The sequence below is a fragment of the Limosilactobacillus reuteri genome, assembly GCF_020785355.1.
Classification (GTDB): domain Bacteria; phylum Bacillota; class Bacilli; order Lactobacillales; family Lactobacillaceae; genus Limosilactobacillus; species Limosilactobacillus reuteri_I.
This window is the reverse complement of the sequence record NZ_JAJGVH010000069.1, coordinates 65,447-82,821: the sequence shown is the minus strand read 5'-3', so window position 1 is coordinate 82,821 and position 17,375 is coordinate 65,447. Positions and strand designations below refer to the sequence as shown.

The 17,375-nt window shown below is 37.3% G+C and carries 14 protein-coding genes and 2 tRNA genes; 13 read left to right on the top strand and 3 right to left on the bottom strand.

Annotated features, from left to right (window positions below):
• Window positions 1–64: 64 nt before the first annotated feature.
• Window positions 65–1,312 carry an ISL3 family transposase gene (locus LMB56_RS04415; RefSeq protein ID WP_229283443.1) on the bottom strand — a complete coding sequence of 416 codons (1,248 nt, stop codon included), beginning with the start codon at window positions 1,310–1,312 and terminating at the stop codon, window positions 65–67.
• Between the two features lie 242 nt (window positions 1,313–1,554).
• On the opposite strand from LMB56_RS04415, the gene LMB56_RS04410 reads away from it, so the two are divergent.
• The 7 genes from LMB56_RS04410 to LMB56_RS04380 all read left to right on the top strand — a co-directional run bounded on the left by LMB56_RS04410 (window position 1,555) and on the right by LMB56_RS04380 (window position 9,797).
• Window positions 1,555–3,573 (top strand): DHH family phosphoesterase, encoded by a 2,019-nt coding sequence (locus LMB56_RS04410; protein WP_122481439.1) that lies wholly within the window; start codon window positions 1,555–1,557, stop codon window positions 3,571–3,573.
• Between the two features lie 5 nt (window positions 3,574–3,578).
• Window positions 3,579–4,031 carry a 50S ribosomal protein L9 gene (gene rplI / locus LMB56_RS04405; RefSeq protein ID WP_003665243.1) on the top strand — a complete coding sequence of 151 codons (453 nt, stop codon included), beginning with the start codon at window positions 3,579–3,581 and terminating at the stop codon, window positions 4,029–4,031.
• A gap of 33 nt (window positions 4,032–4,064) precedes the next feature.
• On the top strand, window positions 4,065–5,456 hold the full coding sequence (dnaB, locus tag LMB56_RS04400) for a replicative DNA helicase (protein WP_003670215.1): 1,392 nt from the start codon (window positions 4,065–4,067) through the stop codon (window positions 5,454–5,456).
• A 121-nt stretch (window positions 5,457–5,577) separates the two neighbouring features.
• Window positions 5,578–6,780: an MDR family MFS transporter gene (locus LMB56_RS04395; protein ID WP_135951231.1), complete on the top strand. Its 1,203-nt coding sequence runs from the start codon at window positions 5,578–5,580 to the stop codon at window positions 6,778–6,780.
• Window positions 6,781–6,792: 12 nt separating this feature from the next.
• The gene (locus LMB56_RS04390) at window positions 6,793–7,119 is read left to right on the top strand and encodes a hypothetical protein (RefSeq protein ID WP_229283492.1); all 327 of its coding nucleotides are present in this window, start codon (window positions 6,793–6,795) and stop codon (window positions 7,117–7,119) included.
• Window positions 7,120–7,218: 99 nt separating this feature from the next.
• Entirely contained in the window at window positions 7,219–8,103 is an 885-nt protein-coding gene (locus LMB56_RS04385; RefSeq protein ID WP_019253766.1) for a PPK2 family polyphosphate kinase, read from the top strand.
• A 392-nt stretch (window positions 8,104–8,495) separates the two neighbouring features.
• Window positions 8,496–9,797 carry a Fic family protein gene (locus LMB56_RS04380; RefSeq protein WP_229283493.1) on the top strand — a complete coding sequence of 434 codons (1,302 nt, stop codon included), beginning with the start codon at window positions 8,496–8,498 and terminating at the stop codon, window positions 9,795–9,797.
• 41 nt (window positions 9,798–9,838) lie between these two features.
• Here the strand turns inward: LMB56_RS04380 and LMB56_RS04375 are convergent.
• A tRNA-Lys gene (locus LMB56_RS04375) sits at window positions 9,839–9,911 on the bottom strand.
• Window positions 9,912–10,060: 149 nt separating this feature from the next.
• Between LMB56_RS04375 and LMB56_RS04370 the strand changes: the two genes are divergently transcribed.
• Both LMB56_RS04370 and LMB56_RS04365 read left to right on the top strand, forming a co-directional pair.
• Window positions 10,061–10,495, top strand: a complete 435-nt coding sequence (locus tag LMB56_RS04370; RefSeq protein ID WP_153703087.1) for a MarR family winged helix-turn-helix transcriptional regulator — start codon at window positions 10,061–10,063, stop codon at window positions 10,493–10,495.
• A gap of 87 nt (window positions 10,496–10,582) precedes the next feature.
• On the top strand, window positions 10,583–12,304 hold the full coding sequence (locus LMB56_RS04365) for an ABC transporter ATP-binding protein (RefSeq protein ID WP_229283494.1): 1,722 nt from the start codon (window positions 10,583–10,585) through the stop codon (window positions 12,302–12,304).
• Between the two features lie 96 nt (window positions 12,305–12,400).
• Here LMB56_RS04365 and LMB56_RS04360 read toward each other — a convergent pair.
• A tRNA-Lys gene (locus LMB56_RS04360) sits at window positions 12,401–12,473 on the bottom strand.
• A 175-nt stretch (window positions 12,474–12,648) separates the two neighbouring features.
• Between LMB56_RS04360 and yycF the strand changes: the two genes are divergently transcribed.
• From yycF to LMB56_RS04340, 4 genes are read left to right on the top strand one after another with little or no spacing between them, the layout of a single operon-like run.
• Entirely contained in the window at window positions 12,649–13,356 is a 708-nt protein-coding gene (gene yycF / locus LMB56_RS04355) for a response regulator YycF (protein WP_011953351.1), read from the top strand.
• A gap of 13 nt (window positions 13,357–13,369) precedes the next feature.
• Window positions 13,370–15,235, top strand: a complete 1,866-nt coding sequence (walK, locus tag LMB56_RS04350; protein ID WP_218046572.1) for a cell wall metabolism sensor histidine kinase WalK — start codon at window positions 13,370–13,372, stop codon at window positions 15,233–15,235.
• Complete coding sequence (locus LMB56_RS04345; protein ID WP_229283495.1) at window positions 15,213–16,508, top strand: YycH family regulatory protein; 1,296 nt, start codon at window positions 15,213–15,215, stop codon at window positions 16,506–16,508. The genes walK and LMB56_RS04345 overlap by 23 nt, the downstream gene beginning before the upstream one ends.
• Before the next feature lie 12 nt (window positions 16,509–16,520).
• Window positions 16,521–17,363 carry a two-component system regulatory protein YycI gene (locus LMB56_RS04340; protein ID WP_094501655.1) on the top strand — a complete coding sequence of 281 codons (843 nt, stop codon included), beginning with the start codon at window positions 16,521–16,523 and terminating at the stop codon, window positions 17,361–17,363.
• The last annotated feature ends 12 nt before the right edge of the window (window positions 17,364–17,375 follow it).

Sequence of the window (17,375 nt, the reverse complement as noted above, 5' to 3'; positions counted from 1 at the left end):
GGATATCTGTCAACTGGTATGGTTGACTAAAAATACTTCCTACGAAAATGTAGGGGGTATTTTTTTACGAAAAAATACAATCGATTCTTAAAAAGAAAAATTTTTGATTGGCAAAACCATAACAAGTTCGTTTTAGAGTTTTGATTTTGCGATTGATGCCTTCTAAAGGACCATTAGAGTATTCAAACTTAGCACTATTTAAGACATATTTTCTGTTTTGACGAAGGGTTTGGATAGCGGTATCCATTTCTGTATTGGTTTTTTGGTAGTCTAAGATGGTTGACTCTAGTAATTCACTATTGCGCTCGTTGAGGGCTTTCGTGATATCTTGGTAAGTTTGGTATACTTCAGCGAACTTAGAAAATTTACTAGTAATGAGATCCACAGCATTTTGGCGAGTCATATATTGCTTAACGCCGCGAAGAAAAACTACTTCTTCAGGGTGAAGATCTTCAGCTTTTTTATGGAATAGCTTCCAATGTGACTTCATAATTTTATATTCTCGGCTCTGTTTATCGAGTTGTTTTAGGATAGAAATACGACAATTGTCCAAAGCGCGACCAGCTAATTGCACAAGATGGAAGCGATCAATAATAATGTTGGCATTAGGGAAAAGGCGATAGATAAAGCTTTGATATTGAGCATTTAAATCAATTACAACTGATTGAACGTATTCGCGTTCGGCTTTTGAATAACGACTTTCAAAATAATCAATAATTGTAGGTGATAGACGATCCTGTAACTTTGTGACAATTTGGTGGGTTTCAGCATCACAACAGATAAAGGACATCACAGACTTAGTTGAACGAAACTCGTCAAAACATAAATGCTTAGGCAACTTAGCCACACGATAGTGTGGTTCCATGCGCTCTAAAATTGTTCGACGAACACTACTAGGAGAGCAGTGACACATTTCAGCAATTAGCTGACCGGATAGTCCTTTACGAGCCAAAAGCATGATTTGATTTTTGAGATCACTGGATAGGGTTTGATTTTCTTTGGTTAAATTAGTAATAGCACCAAACGTAGTATGACATGATTTACATTTATAGCGTTGTTTACGAAGCTCTAATTCATATCTTCTCCCGTTTAAACTAGCCAGTCGTACATGAGTTTTGCGAAAGCCATCCTTATTAACAGTGGGAAAGCCACAGTTGCGACAACGATTAATCGGATAAGAAAGAGTAGCTGTTATTAGCGTTATATACTCTTTAACAGAATCATTGTTGTGTTCAGCTTCTTCAACAGAAATAATTTTAATATTTTTATCTTTAATTCCAAGAATATTTAGGATAGAATCATTATGGGACATTTGTTTAACCTTCTTTCATGATTTTTGTGGTGAATTGATTGTATAACGAGGGGACAGCAAATGCCTCTTTTTTATACAAAAAAATCTGGCATGGAATCTCCATCCATACCAGAAAGTGTATACCCATTAATATTCTTATGTATTAATAGTCATTAGATGATATAATCTATTGACTAAGTACTTGATGTGATATGATAGATTTATCCAATTAATAATTTAAAGCTATTTTTAGGAGGACTAGCATGCGAAAAATTTTCAGTCGTGAGAACTGGGAGTTTTATTTTGAACACCCAGCCGTCCGCTGGAATGTCTGCTATATAGTGCTTTTAACAATCATTGGGCTTATTTTAGGGTTTATGGATAACTGGATTATTGGACTAATTGTTTTAGTAATCGCGGTTATTGGTGGAGCTATTAGTATTCGGCGGTTAAGAAAATTAGTAGTCGATGCTCATGAATATTTAAATGAATTAACGTATAAAGTCCAACGTGGGCAACAAGAAGCATTGCTGGAAATGCCCATAGGAATGATTATGTTAAATAAGCGTCATGAGGTTGAATGGATTAATCCATATATGGCGCGTTATTTTAATCTTGAAATTGTTGTAGGGAAGCCGATTGCAGATGTTGATGCAAAATTAGCGGAATTAATAAAAGATCATGCGGATGATAAGCAAACACAAGTAGTGACTTGGCGTGACCATCAATTTGAATTTTTGGTTCAGCATCACGGACAGGTAGTTTATTTATTAGATATTACAAAATATGAACAGATTAGTGCACAATATAAGGATGAACAAATCTTCATTGGTAATATTTACCTAGATAACTATGATGAGCTGATTCAAGGAATGAGTGATTCTGATGTCTCTAATCTTCATAATTACGTAACTTCACAAATAAGCGATTGGGCAGTTGCTAATCACTTATTGATGAAGATCATTGATGATGATAACTACTTGATTATTGGACATCAAGCTTCATTAAAAGAACTTGAAAAACAAAAATTCAAGATCCTTGATGTTATCCGTGAAAATACATCCAAGCAAAATTCGCCAGTTACTCTTAGCGTAGGAATTGCTTATGGCGAAAATGATCTGATAAAACTTGCTGATACAGCACAAAATAACCTTGACCTCGCGTTAGGCCGTGGTGGAGACCAAGTTGTTGTTCGGGCTCAAGATCAGGAGGCACGTTTCTATGGTGGAAAGACCAACCCGATGGAGAAACGAACCCGGGTACGAGCACGGATGATTAGTCAAGCATTACAAGAATTAATGGCTCAATCAGACCAATTATTTGTGATGGGCCACACCAATCCAGATATGGATTCAATCGGTGCCTGTTTGGGAATTCGACGGATTGCGGAAATGAACGGTAAAGAATGTTGGATTGTGATTGATGATGAACATCCACACTCTGATATTCAACGTTTGATGCATGAGATTGATAATTACCAGACGATTAAGGACCATATTATTTCACCAGTCGAAGCGTTAGAAAAAGCGACAAATAACAGTTTGTTAGTAATGGTTGATCATGCTAAGCGGGGAATTACCATTGCCCCTGAATTATATGATAAAATGCAAAACAGACTTGTTATCATTGACCATCATCGTCGTGGCGAGGACTTTCCTGAAAATCCATTGCTTGTTTATATCGAACCATATGCTTCATCAACTTGTGAGTTAATTACGGAAATGTTTGAATACCAACCACGTGAAGGAAAAGGACTTAACAAGCTTGAAGCAACGGCAATGCTAACAGGGATTCAGGTTGATACAAAATCATTCACCAAGAGTGCTGGTACGCGAACTTTTGATGCAGCTAGTTACTTGCGTTCTGCTGGTGCCGATGGTTTAATGATTCAATCATTTATGAAAGAAAATCCAGAAACTTTTATGATGCGTAATCATTTGATTTCAAGAGCGGAAATAAATGATAAAATAGCATTATGTACGGGTGAAGAGGGACAGGTTTATGATCCTGTCACGGCTGCCCAGGCTGCTGATATGTTGCTCCAAATGAGTGGAATTGAAGCTTCATTTGTAATTTTTGAACGTGCTGATAACAAGATCGGAATTTCAGCACGCTCAATGGGAAATGTCAACGTCCAGGTAATCATGGAAAAAATGGGTGGTGGCGGCCACCTTGCAAATGCTGCTACACAAATCAGTGATAAAGATATTACACAGGTCAAGCAAGAGTTAGTCGATATTCTAACTAAACCTGATAAAGAGCAAGACGATACAGAGGAGTGATCATAATGAAAGTTATTTTTACACAAGATGTACGAGGCCGTGGTCAACGTGGTCAAATTAAGGAAGTTCCAGATGGCTATGCTCAAAACTACTTAATTAAGCGTGGATTAGCAAAACAAGCTACTAAGGCGGCGATGAGTCAATTGAAGGGTCAACAACGTGCTGAAGAAAAACATGCTGCTGAAGAATTAGCTGATGCCAAGCGGATGAAGAAGATTCTTGAAGATGATAATACAGTTGTTGAATTAAGCGGAAAAGCCGGTACAGATGGCCGGATGTTTGGTTCAATTTCAACAAAACAAATTGCAACTGCTTTACAAAAACAATTTGACCTTAAAATTGATAAGCGAAAGATTGAGCTGGCAGCTCCAATTAAGGCGCTTGGTTACGTAAATGTGCCAATCAAACTTCATCCAGAAGTCGAAGCTCAAATTCGTGTTCACATTGCTGAAAAGTAATGAGGATTAATAGATTTAAGGAGCGGTATCGTCATGGATAATGCACCAGTGCAAGAAGAGCCACGCGATATTGAAGCAGAAAAAGCAGTTCTTGGAGCTGCTTTTTTAAGTAAAAACGCGTTGGCTGATGCGATGGAATATCTTGAGCCGCAAGATTTTTATCGGAAGGCTCACCAAATTATTTTTGAAAAGATGGTCCAACTAAATGATGCGGACCAGCCAATCGATCCGTTAACGATGAAAAATGTCCTTGATCAGGATAATCAAACGGAAAATATTGGTGGAGTTGCTTATATTGCTGAACTTGCAACAGCGGTTCCGACGGCTGCTAACGTTGTCTATTACTCAAAAATTGTTCATGATAAGGCGATTTCACGACGGTTGATCAATACTGCAACCAAAATTATCAATGATAGTTATGCTGGAAATGACAAGATTGAAGATCAACTTGACCGGGCTGAGCAAGAAATTATGTCAGTTTCGGAAAATAGTCGTCAAACTGGTTTTAAAAGTATTAGTGACGTTTTACAAGAGTCAATTAACCATGTCAGTGAGCTCTCTAGTCAAGATTCAGAGATTACTGGACTTTCAACAGGATATGCTCAATTAGATGAGATGACGACTGGCCTTCATAAAGACGAGTTGGTGATTATTGCGGCGCGGCCTGCTGTTGGAAAAACCGCCTTTGTTTTGAATATTGCTCAAAACGTTGCAACTAGAACCGATAATACGGTCGCAATTTTCAGTCTTGAAATGGGTGCGGAGTCTTTAGCAAACCGGATGCTCTGTGCTGAAGGAAACATTAATGCTAACCACTTACGGACCGGACAGCTTACGCAAGATGAATGGCAAAGTTTATTTATTGCCACTGGTGCCTTGAGTAATGCTAGTATCTATATTGACGATACACCGGGAATCAAGGTAGCAGAAATTCGGGCACGTTGTCGGCGCTTAGCAAAGGAAAAAGGCAACTTAGGATTGATCGTAATTGATTACCTTCAGTTGATTGAAGGGAGTAATCCTGATAACCGGCAACAAGAAGTTTCAGAGATTTCTCGACAACTAAAGAAGCTGGCAAAGGAATTAGAAGTTCCAGTTATTGCCCTATCACAGTTGTCGCGGGGAGTTGAACAGCGACAAGACAAGCGCCCGGTTTTATCTGATATTCGTGAATCTGGATCGATTGAACAGGATGCAGATATTGTTAGTTTCCTTTATCGTGATGACTATTATGAGCACGATGAAGATTCGGAAGATAATAATAACCCGGGAAATAATCAGGATGACGATGGATCAAACGCTAGTGAAGTTGAAGTCATCATCGAAAAGAATCGTAGTGGTCCGCGGGGGACAGTTAAATTATTATTTGCAAAGTCTTATAATAAGTTCACTTCGATTTCCTATATCCCTGAAGATAATAATTAAAAACTAAATTTCTAAGAGGGCATTTCAGTAAAAACTGAGGTAGCCCTTTTAGTGCGCTTAAGACATTAAAAATGTTTTTAAAAAAATAAACGGTATGATAGTAATTGAGGAGGCGTAAACAATGAACCGTCAAGGCGTAGAATTAAAATGGCTTTTATTCGGAATGTTCCTTGGAAGTATTGGGAATAGTTTTGTCTGGCCATTAACAACAATTTATATTCACGATCAGTTGCATGAGTCATTAACTGTATCGGGAATCGTTTTACTCTTTTATTCGGGAGCAAATGTTGTCGGAAGTTATATTAGCGGAATGCTATTTGACCGAGCTAACCCGCGGAAATTAATGATTGGCGGGACACTGCTAGCGACAATCGTAATGGCTATTATGATTTTCTTCAATGGCTGGCCGATATATGGAATTCTTTTAACAGTCATTGGGTTCTTTAATGGCTGGATCATTACAATGGTTAATTCTTTTGCGACTCGTTCAGGGCGAGATGGTCGTTATGTTTTTAATATGTTGTATTTTGCCAATAACTTGGGGATGGTGATTGGAACTACTATTGTCGGTCCGCTTTATCAGTATGCAGATGGCAATGTTTCACCAATGTTTTTGATTACCACAATCCTTTATACAATGTTCTCACTTGTTGTTATCTTTTTCTTTAAGGATAGTCAACAAACAGTTGCAAAGACCGAAGATGTGGAAGCTGAAGAAGAGAACAAGACAGTTAATATTAAGATGCCTCAAGCTAACTTATGGATTAACTGGATCTTCTTCATTGCCTTAGTTGTAATCTGGACAATGTATGAACAATGGGCAAGTAACCTATCAGTTTTCATGACTGATCAAGGAATCTCAATGACAAAATATAGTCTTTTATGGACATTAAATGGGATTTTGATTGTTGTTTTCCAATTAGGAATTACTTGGCTTAATCGCTGGGTTAATCGGCCATATGCGCAAGTATTTATTGGGATGTTTACAATTGGTTTCTCATTTGTCTTATTACTTTACGCTCACTCATATAGCTGGTTTGTTGCGGCAATGGTCGTTCTGACAATCGGTGAAGCCACTGCTCTGCCAACAATGCCTGCCATTGTAAACAGCCTTTCACCGGTTGCTGTTAAGGGAAAGTATCAGGGAATTCTGAATGCATTTTCTTCTTTAGGAAAGGCAATTGGTCCGTTATTTGGTGGATTGATGATTGAAGCGACCTCTTATCATATCCTCTTTATTATTTGTGCGATTTCAATTTTTGTAATGGAAATAATAGTAGTCTTTGTTATTAAGATAAAGCGTGCAAAAGCAGTTGAATATTAAAGAAGTGATTAAATGTTTTACAATAATTTTGATAATGTCCATGGTGAAGACCGTTATGGAATGGTAGGAAAAACAGGAGATCCTTTTAGGGAAGAATGTGAACTAGGGATTTCTTGTTATCAGTGTCATGAACAGCCGTTAGTAATTGCGGAAAGAAATTGGATGGATACGAATAATGATGACTCGCAACGGTATCAAATTGTGGTAGTTTGTGAGCATTGTGGTGCTGTTGATGAATTCATTGTTAATGATGGTCGAGAGCACCAAATTGGTAAATTAAAACATAGTAAATACCAGCCAACAGAAAAGAATATTATAAATAATGGAACTGTGAACTAGAATTGTTCATGGTTCTCTTTTTAAATCCGTTTTTATTAACCAAAACTTGAGAGATTTGCTATGATGGTAGTTGAAATCAAATTAAAAGCAATGAGGTGAATGTTGATGAAAACCAAGAAATATCGTTACACAGGAAAAGACTTTGATATTAAGACGGCACCAACTAAGGTAAAAGATTCTGCTGATGATCTTAAGAAGATTAAAAAGAAGATCAAGAAAAATGTAAAGTCAATCAAGAATGCGCAAAAGATGATGTATGCGCGGCGTCATTATGGTGTTTTAGTAGTATTTCAAGCAATGGATGCGGCAGGAAAAGATAGTATGATTTCGCATATTTTTGCGGGCGTAAATCCAGTTGGGTTTAAGGTGGCTAATTTTAAACAACCAACAGGCCGCGAATTACGTCATGATTATCTCTGGCGGATCAATCGTGAATTGCCAATGCGTGGTGATATTGGTGTTTTCAATCGCTCTTATTATGAGGACGTTCTTGTTTCACGCGTTCACCCTGCTTTAATTTTGCAATCTAATATTCCAGGGATTGAGTCTGTTCATGATGTTAATAACAAATTCTTTGATAGTCGTTATGAAGATATTCGTCAGTATGAAAGTTATCTAACGCGGAACGGTTACTTAATTGTAAAATTCTTCCTCCATGTATCAAAGGAAGAACAAAAGAAGCGTTTCTTAGCACGAATTGATACGCCGGAAAAGAATTGGAAGTTCTCAGCAGCTGATATTCGCGAACGTCAATATTGGGACGATTATCAAAAGGCATATGAAAAGGCGATTAATGCTACCGCCACAAAGGAAAATCCATGGTATGTTATTCCGGCTGATGATAAGTGGTACTCGCGTTTAATTGTATCTGATATTTTGACAAAGAAGATTAATAGTTTGCCATTAGCTTATCCCGAGGTTTCACCAGAACAAGAAATGAGCTTACGCCAAGCACGAAAAGAACTAATAGCAGAAGATAAGTAAATAAAAAGGACGTTTGAATGACGTCCTTTTTATTTACGTGGTTTAAAGATGTACTTGTGAGTAAAGAAGTAAATTGTAAATGTAGAACAAAGTATTAGAATGTTAAAGTTTTTGTCGGGTAAGGCCAAATTCTTTGCGTTGAACTGTTCACCAAATTATTAATTTACTCATCGTTATTAGTTAAATTAGATTGTTCATTCAAAAAAGTAAAAAAGCAGTTTTCAAATATATGTTTAAGTATATAAATCCTCAAAAAATGATTTTTAGCATTTATATATGAATTTCTAATGATAATAACCCCTGAAAATCGATTTTCAGGGGTTATTATGTTAGTATTTTAATATACTAACACCAAAAAATAGCTTTTTAGCTTTAAGGAGGGAAGATAAATAATGAAATACATACCATTATCTAAATATAAGTATTTTATTGAAGATAAGACGAATGACCCAGCAGCAATTGAAAGTGAATATCAGAGTCGACTGAACGGGTATACAAGCCAGAAGACAACTCTGTTTCCTCTTCTTAACTATCGTGATGGTGCACAGACAAGTAAATATCCAATTTTCTATCTTCCATTACCGGAAATTCAAAACCTGGCGGATCAGCTTAGGCGTAATTCTAATATGATTAAGGATATCTCTGTAACGCTTCCCCAAGTTGCGATTAATCAATTTTTGAATTCATTATTACTCTCTGAAATTTTCTACACTAATGATATTGAAGGTGTAAAAACGAGTCGTGTTGAAATTAGTACTGTTATTCAGGAAAATAACCACCAAATAAATGGTGATGATCATATATCAAAGAAAAGGCTTGGTTCAACTATAAAAATGTACCAGCGCACACAATCAGGAAAAAAAGTTGAAATCAATGTTCTTCAAGACTATAGAAAAATCTACGATTCCTTGTTAAAAGGCGAACTTAATGAAGATCGACTGCCCAACGGAAAAATATTTCGTGATAAGCTTCCTAATAGCGAAGTGCTTTCGATCGGGGATGGTATTAAAACAGTTCATCGACCACCAACCACGGAAACTGCAATCAAGGTTGCCCTTACAGCTTTAATTGAATATATGAATAATGATGATACTCCTTCAATATATAAAGCCCTTGTAACTCACTTTTTCTTTGAAAATACTCATCCATTTCTTGATGGTAACGGTCGAATGGGGCGTTATCTTTTGTCGTCATATATTGCTAACAAATTTGATCGCTTTACTGGCTTTTCTGTGGCTACTGCGATTCATAATAATGTTCAGCAATACTATAAGGTATTTAAGGATGCCGATAATGCGGAAAATAGAGCTGATTTAACATTTTTTATTCAAAAATTATTAATGATACTTGTTAGTCAGCAGGAAAAAGTAATTAAGATTTTGAGTCAATCTCGTGAAAAGCTTGATAAGACCAATGAAATTATTAGTCAGTGGGTCAATGAACATCATCATCAATTAGCTGCAACGTCTGATAGTTTGTATTGTAATGTTCTATATCTTCTTGCACAATCAAAGCTATTTACTAACCAGTTAGATTTAGGAATTAAAGATAATGATATTATTGAAACTTTGAAGAAGGGTAATCGCCGTTATCCAATGACAAAGACTAAGGCAGCCATTGAAGAATTAGAAGCACTTGGCGCAATTGAAATTGTTTCTAAGCGTCCTAAACAACATATAATTACAATTTTATAACAAAAAAGACCACCGATTATTCGGTGATCTTTTTTATATGATGGGCAGTCAGGGGATCGAACCCTGGACCCACGGATTAAGAGTCCGTTGCTCTGCCAGCTGAGCTAACTGCCCATGTCTTTGACAACATAAATAATAATATCAACTTCCGATCATTTTCGCAAGTGTTTTTCTGAATTTATTTAATAAATTTTCAAATCCATATTTTAATTAGGTGTCTAACTGTTATAATTAACAATAAAATTAAAATTGGGAGTAATTTCATGGCATTAAAAAAAGATAAATTTGAGCAAATGAACCGTTTATTGCGGAACTATATGATTAACATGAAGCATTTTTATACTGAACTTGCCCCTGAATTAGATATAACTCCACAGCAAGCTCATACGCTTTTTTATATAGAAAAACACGCTGGTCTTATTCAACGAGAATTAGGTGACCATTTCCATTTACGGAATGCTAGTGTTACCAGTATGGTGAAAAATCTTGAACGCGACGGGTATATTATCCGGAAGGCGGATCAAGAGTCAGCACGAATTAAGCGGATTTTTCTTACCAAAAAAGGTGAAGAAAAAACTAATGAGGTTAAAGAAATATTTGATAAAGCTTATTTGCAGATTATTGCCCGCCTCGATGAAGAAGATATTGATGCAGTAGTTAAAGGGATGACTAATATTAATAACAATCTAAAAAAATAAGTTAGACTCTTGACAGTTAGGTATCTATGTGTTTAAATATTCATCATCATTAAAAGTTAGATATTTAACTGTTAGGAGGCTTATGCTTTGAACAGAAATAAATTTAGTTTTCGAAGTTTCTTTAGTTTAATAAATCAATTACATCCGCAGTATATTAAGCTTTTTGTGGGAATCTTACTAGGTTTTATCTCCACGGGTGCTAACCTATTTGTTCCTCAACTAGCGCAAAAGTTAATTAATAATTTTAAGAGTATTAGTCCAACGTTGGCAATTTTAACAGTTGTAATTTTTATAGCAGGATTAATTACAAGTGCGTTATCAGGGTTATTATTAGGAATTTTTGGTGAAAATGTTGTTTCTAAATTACGGAAACAATTATGGCAAAAACTACTTAAAATGCCTGTAAAATATTTTGATGATGTTAAAACAGGCGAAATCAGTTCACGATTAGTTAATGATACGTCACAGGTGAAGGATTTACTTGCTTCAACATTACCAAATGCAATGACATCGCTTTTACAATTCGTTGGTGCACTGGTTATTATGTTAGCAATGGATTGGCGGATGACATTGTTGATGTTTGTGGCAGTTCCTTTAGTGATTTTAGTCATGCTACCAGTGATGAATCAGTCGCGTAAGATTGGTCGGGTTCGGCAAGATGAATTAGCAAAATTTGCTAGTGATTCCACCGATGTATTGGGTGAGGTCCGATTAGTTAAGTCTTCAAACGGTGAAGAACATGAACTGGCGAAGGGAAATCGTCGTATCGACAATTTATATCATGTCGGGAGAAAAGAAGCATTGATTAACTCAGTAACGCAACCAATTACAAACATGCTCATGATGATAATGTTTCTTGGGATTCTTGGTTACGGAGCAATTCGCGTCATGAATGGTGCAATGACAATGGGTGCCTTAGTTTCATTTTTAATGTATCTTTTCCAGATTATTAGTCCTGTTGTTGTAATTAGTCAGCTCTTTAATAATATGGCAAAGACTAGCGGAGCCACGGAGCGTATCCAACAAATCTTAACTGAACCAGAAGAATTTGCTACTGATAAAGCAGAAAAAGATATTGCGAGCGCACCATTGAAATTTGAGAATGTTGATTTTGCATATGAGGAAGGCAAGCCAGTCTTACGAGATGTTAGTTTTGAAACTAAACCCAATGCAGTGGTAGCTTTTGCCGGCCCATCTGGTGGAGGAAAGTCAACTATTTTCTCATTGATTGAACGATTCTATCAGCCAACAGGTGGGGAAATTTTGATCGGCGAAGAGAATATCGAAAATGTAGACTTAGCCAAGTGGCGTGAACAAATTGGTCTCGTAAGCCAAGATGCCGCGGTAATGCCAGGAACTATTCGTGATAATTTAACTTATGGGTTACGAAGAGAAGTCTCGGATGAGGAACTTTGGGATGCGTTGAGAATGGCTTATGCAGATGGTTTTGTCAGTGAGATGGAAGATCAGTTAGAAACCGAAATTGGTGAACGAGGGATCAAACTTTCTGGGGGACAACGGCAACGAATAGCGATTGCGCGTGCTTTTCTCCGCGATCCAAAAATCTTAATGCTTGATGAAGCCACTGCTAGCTTGGACGCTGAATCAGAGGCGATGGTTCAAAAAGCATTGGGAGACTTAATGCAAGGAAGAACGACGCTAGTAATTGCCCATCGCTTGAGTACGATTGTCGATGCCGATAAAATCTACTTTATCGAAAATGGAACAGTATCCGGCGCAGGAACCCATCAAGAATTATTAAAGACAACACCACTATATGCACAGTATGTTAAGGATCAGTTTAAATGAAAATAAAGACTGCGAAAAGATGAGATTTTCGCAGTCTTTATTTTAAGTATGAAAAAAAGCGACTGAGATAAAATCTCAATCGCTGTAAACCTCTGATGGGCAGTCAGGGGATCGAACCCTGGACCCACGGATTAAGAGTCCGTTGCTCTGCCAGCTGAGCTAACTGCCCATATCCTTTAACAGAATACTTAAACAGTTTAACCTGTTATTGATCAAATGTCAAATATTTTTCATAAGTTTTTAGAAAATATTTATGGAACTTTTCCCTGTGCTATAATAGAGGCACTGATATATAGCAGATTTAAAGTAATTAATCAATTAACCCAATGGAGGGAATCATTGATATGGCAAAGAAAATTTTAGTTGTTGATGATGAAAAACCAATTTCTGATATCATCAAATTTAATCTTGAAAAAGAAGGATATGAAGTTGTCGTAGCCTATGATGGCGAAGCAGCTTTAGAACAAGTAGAAGCAGAAAATCCTGATTTAATTATTCTTGACCTAATGCTGCCGAAGATCGATGGACTTGAAGTGGCCAAGCGGGTTCGGGCTAAGCATACCATGCCGATTATTATGGTAACCGCTAAAGATTCGGAACTAGATAAGGTGCTGGGGCTTGAGCTTGGGGCCGATGATTATGTTACTAAGCCGTTCTCTAACCGCGAACTAGTAGCACGAGTAAAGGCTAATTTACGACGGCAAGCAACTCTGAAGGCACCAGCAGAAGAAGAAAATAATACCGATATTCAAATTGGCGACCTTACGATTCATCCTGAAGCCTACACCGTAACTAAGCGAGGCGAAAATATCAATTTAACGCATCGTGAGTTTGAACTTTTACACTATCTAGCTCAACATATTGGACAAGTTATTAACCGTGAACATCTTCTTCAGACTGTATGGGGTTATGACTATTTTGGGGATGTACGAACAGTTGACGTTACCGTTCGTCGGCTTCGTGAAAAGATTGAAGACAACCCTAGTCACCCACAATGGTTAATTACCCGGCGTGGTGTTGGCTATTACCTAGCAAATCCTGATCAGAATTAGAGGCTGAACCATTGTGAACAGCAAGTTAAAATTTTATCAATCGATTCGTTTTAAAATCGCTCTCGTATTCGTGTTAATTTTGATGTTAACACTTGAATGTGTTGGGGCGGTTTTTGTGCGTCAATTAGAGCATCAAAACCTTAATACGTTTAAGCAAACCATTGAATTACCGTCTTACGTTGATAATTCTTTAGCAGAGCAGTTATCACGATCAAATACTAAAAAAGCTAACAAACAGATTAATCAAATTCTTTCAGAAGTTAATAATAATAACATTTCTGAAATCCGGGTGGTTGATAGTAAGAGTATTGTGCGGGGAACAAGCAACGCTGATAATCGGAGTGCCATCGGTCAGAAAACAACTGATCAAGCAATTAAAGCAACTTTATTAAATAATAGGTCGCATACCGAAAATTTATACGATAATTCAAATCACACGCGCTACTATGTCAATGTCATTCCCCTTGTGGATAATAGTAACAATAACGTTGTGGGAGCTGTTTACCTGCGAGCTAGTCTAGAAAGTGTCTACTCTAATATTAATAATATTACTTTGGTATACCTATCTGCGGCAATGATTACTATTGTCTTGAGTTTGATCTTGGCAATTATTATTTCCCAGGAAATTACCCGCCCAATTGAAGAAATGAGGAAACAAACATTACGAATTGCCCGGGGAGACTATTCTGGTCAAGTAAAAGTATTGGGAAATGACGAGTTAGGACAATTAGCAGGGGCAGTTAATAATCTTTCCGTCCGGGTTGAAGAAGCACAGGAGTCAAGCGATTCTGAACGACGACGGCTTGATAGCATTTTGTCTCATATGTCTGATGGGGTTTTAGCCACTGATCGTCGCGGGAATGTGACAATTGTAAATAATATGGCGTTACAGTTACTAGGTGTCGAAAATGAAGATGATTTAATTGGTAAATCAATTATTGATGTGTTGGATATTCGTCATGACTATACCGTGCGTCAACTAGTAAATGGTGAACAGCGCGAGATGATTATTGATATGTCAAACTCTGGCAATAATTTGATCTTAAACGCCTACTTCTCACCAATTCAACGCGAATCTGGCTTTGTCAGTGGGCTTGTCTGTGTCCTTCATGATGTAACGAGCCAGCAAAAAGAAGAACGCGAACGGAAGCAATTCGTTTCAAACGTCTCGCATGAGTTGCGGACTCCATTAACAAGTGTTCGAAGCTATGTCGAAGCATTAAGTGATGGTGCTTGGCAAGATAAAGAAATTGCCCCTAAGTTCTTAAAGGTTGTTCAGGATGAGACAGATCGGATGATTCGGATGATCAATGACCTGTTGAGTCTATCACGGATGGATGCAGGGACAACGAAGCTCAATCTGGAATACGTAAATATCAATGAGTTATTTAACTATATCTTGGATCGTTTCGATATGATTATTAAAAAAGAAGAAGATCCAAAAAAGAAAAAATATACCATTGAACGATACTTTACTAAGAAAGATTTATGGGTTGAGATTGATACTGATAAGTTTACCCAGGTAATTGATAATATTATGAATAACGCGATTAAGTATTCTCCAGATGGTGGTGTAATTACAACCCGCTTACTGGAGACGCATAATCATGTTATTTTAAGTATTTCTGACCAAGGCCTAGGGATTCCACGAAAAGATCTTGGACGTATCTTTGATCGATTCTTCCGCGTTGATAAGGCAAGAAGCCGGAAGCAAGGGGGAACAGGTCTGGGACTAGCTATTTCCAAGGAAGTTATCAATATGCTTGGTGGACAAATTTGGGTTGATAGTGTAGAAGGCAAGGGTTCAACATTCTATATTTCCTTGCCATATGTACCTTATGAGGAGGAAGACTGGGATGATGAAGAAGCTGAAAAGTAATTGGCAAGCAATCGCCTTAACGGTTGTTGTGCTTCTTAGTTTATTCATTTCATGGATTGTCTGGACCAACCCATTTCCTTTTGAGGGAGCACGACACGAAAATTTCAATAATAACCAATCACAACAATATACACCGCAATCAATGGGCGATGTTTATCTCCCAACTAAAGCAGTTGAGACAAATGAAAAAGGAACTCAGAATCAACTTTATAGCCCTAAAGCTAATTTAATTCTGAGCGTAAAAAAAGAATTAGAGGATTGGAAATTAGGCCGGACAAATGTTGTCAAACAAAATAACAGTGATGTTTATTTGAGTTATTTGCGACGGCGGAACTCGTTAATGCTGACATATCCGGATGAGGTACCGAGCTCAGTCTTCAACGAAACATTTTCCCAGTCAATCGATACTGACCGGGTTAATCAGATTAACCATATTGTTATCCCATTAAACGGGCAACATGAGATTTACTTACTTGGTGACCACCATTATAGTGTGTACCGAGTACGGGTAGAGAAAGGAAAATTTAATCGCATTCGGCAACTCTTAAAGTCAATGGATCGGATCCCAGTTGACCATAAAATTATTAACGGAGTAGCGGTAATGATGTATCCGCGATCCTTTGAATTACCAGCATTAGGATATCAAATCACTGCGCAAAACATTGATACCCTTAGTGCTAGTCTAATGAGTACTAACCAACACACAACAATTACGGCAAATCGGAATGGCAACGAGACTACCTATACGGATGGAACCAATCGTCGGCTGATATTTAATCGCCAAGATGGAACGCTTAAATACGAAAATTACCTTAGTAAGGACGATCGGGAATCAACAAGCCAGATTTTCCCACACTTCTATAATAAGTTGACGACAATTGGAATTCCGCTTGATAATTTGCGCTATGATGAGGTGAGTGAGCATGGTCGTCGGTTAAACTATCGGGCTTATGTTAATAGCTTTCCAATTTTCAATAGTGATGGTTATGGGGAAGTAACGCTTGAATCCACAAGTGGCGGGAATGAACGCTTCTGGCTAAGTCTTTATAGTCTTCAAGTGCCATTGCCAATTGATCACCAGATGGTCAAGCTCCCATCAAGTGCAGATGTGATTAATCAATTACATGCTACCAACCGAATGCGTGACATCAAGGACTTACGTGTCGGGTATATTTGGAAAACTGATAAAAATAGTCATGTTGTAAAGTTAGTGCCAACATATTTCATTAAGTATCGCGGCCACTGGGTTGAATATACCGAGTTAGAAAAGTAGGAGGGTTAAAGAATGAATTTTAAACGTATTCAATGGATCTTTATCCTTGCCTTTTTGCTTTTTGATATTTTTGTTGGAAGTTCATTAATCTTAGAAACTAAATTTACCGTTTCTAATGGTCAGCAAAATCGACAATCAACAGTGTTAAAAGAAATGCGTAATGACTCGATTAGTTATGGCGACCTTTCTAACAAGCAGCAAACCGGATATTATATTGCTGGGAAAAAATCATCGGATGGCGGAGTCCTAGAACAGGAAGCCGGGAAATTACGTAATCAAAATTTTCGTCTTTCTTCAGGAACACTGACTAGTGAGTTTGATAAACCAATTAAAACGACTAAAAATAATGATATTCGGCGTGTCGACCAGCTGTTAAAAAATAAAAAGATGGTAAGTTTGGGAAATCATTATCGTTATAACAAGGAATTATCGGACAAAAATACCCTTGTTTATACGCAGATGCTAGAAGGAAAGCCGCTATTTTCAAATGATGGGCAAATTCGTTTTCGGATAAACTCTGACCATGAGATAACAGGTTATACGCAGACTTACTTGCAAGATGTTGAAATTCTCCGGCAACGGTCAAATACGATTAGCCAGCGCCGAGCAATTACCTGGTTGTATAAACATAATCAGATTCCTAATAACTCCCGCATTAGGTGGTCGGTGCTCAGTTATTCTAAGCTCCTTAACACTACTACTGATGATAAAGCAGTCTATGTGCCAACGTGGACTGTTGAAATCAAAACTAAAAACTCAGGAGCAATTCAACAATTACAAGTTAACGCATTTAATAGTACAGTTATGAAGGAAACGCCAGATAGTGTGAATACGAACTCGTTAAATAATAAGTAATTGAGGAGGAAC

Bases quoted from the DNA above. Each gene is read 5' to 3' on its own strand.
- LMB56_RS04415 (WP_229283443.1), bottom strand. From the start codon at position 1,312: ATGTCCCATAATGATTCTATCCTAAATATTCTTGGAATTAAAGATAAA.
- LMB56_RS04410 (WP_122481439.1), top strand. From the start codon at position 1,555: ATGCGAAAAATTTTCAGTCGTGAGAACTGGGAGTTTTATTTTGAACAC.
- rplI (WP_003665243.1), top strand. From the start codon at position 3,579: ATGAAAGTTATTTTTACACAAGATGTACGAGGCCGTGGTCAACGTGGT.
- dnaB (WP_003670215.1), top strand. From the start codon at position 4,065: ATGGATAATGCACCAGTGCAAGAAGAGCCACGCGATATTGAAGCAGAA.
- LMB56_RS04395 (WP_135951231.1), top strand. From the start codon at position 5,578: ATGAACCGTCAAGGCGTAGAATTAAAATGGCTTTTATTCGGAATGTTC.
- LMB56_RS04390 (WP_229283492.1), top strand. From the start codon at position 6,793: ATGTTTTACAATAATTTTGATAATGTCCATGGTGAAGACCGTTATGGA.
- LMB56_RS04385 (WP_019253766.1), top strand. From the start codon at position 7,219: ATGTTGATGAAAACCAAGAAATATCGTTACACAGGAAAAGACTTTGAT.
- LMB56_RS04380 (WP_229283493.1), top strand. From the start codon at position 8,496: ATGAAATACATACCATTATCTAAATATAAGTATTTTATTGAAGATAAG.
- LMB56_RS04370 (WP_153703087.1), top strand. From the start codon at position 10,061: ATGGCATTAAAAAAAGATAAATTTGAGCAAATGAACCGTTTATTGCGG.
- yycF (WP_011953351.1), top strand. From the start codon at position 12,649: ATGGCAAAGAAAATTTTAGTTGTTGATGATGAAAAACCAATTTCTGAT.
- LMB56_RS04345 (WP_229283495.1), top strand. From the start codon at position 15,213: ATGATGAAGAAGCTGAAAAGTAATTGGCAAGCAATCGCCTTAACGGTT.
- LMB56_RS04340 (WP_094501655.1), top strand. From the start codon at position 16,521: ATGAATTTTAAACGTATTCAATGGATCTTTATCCTTGCCTTTTTGCTT.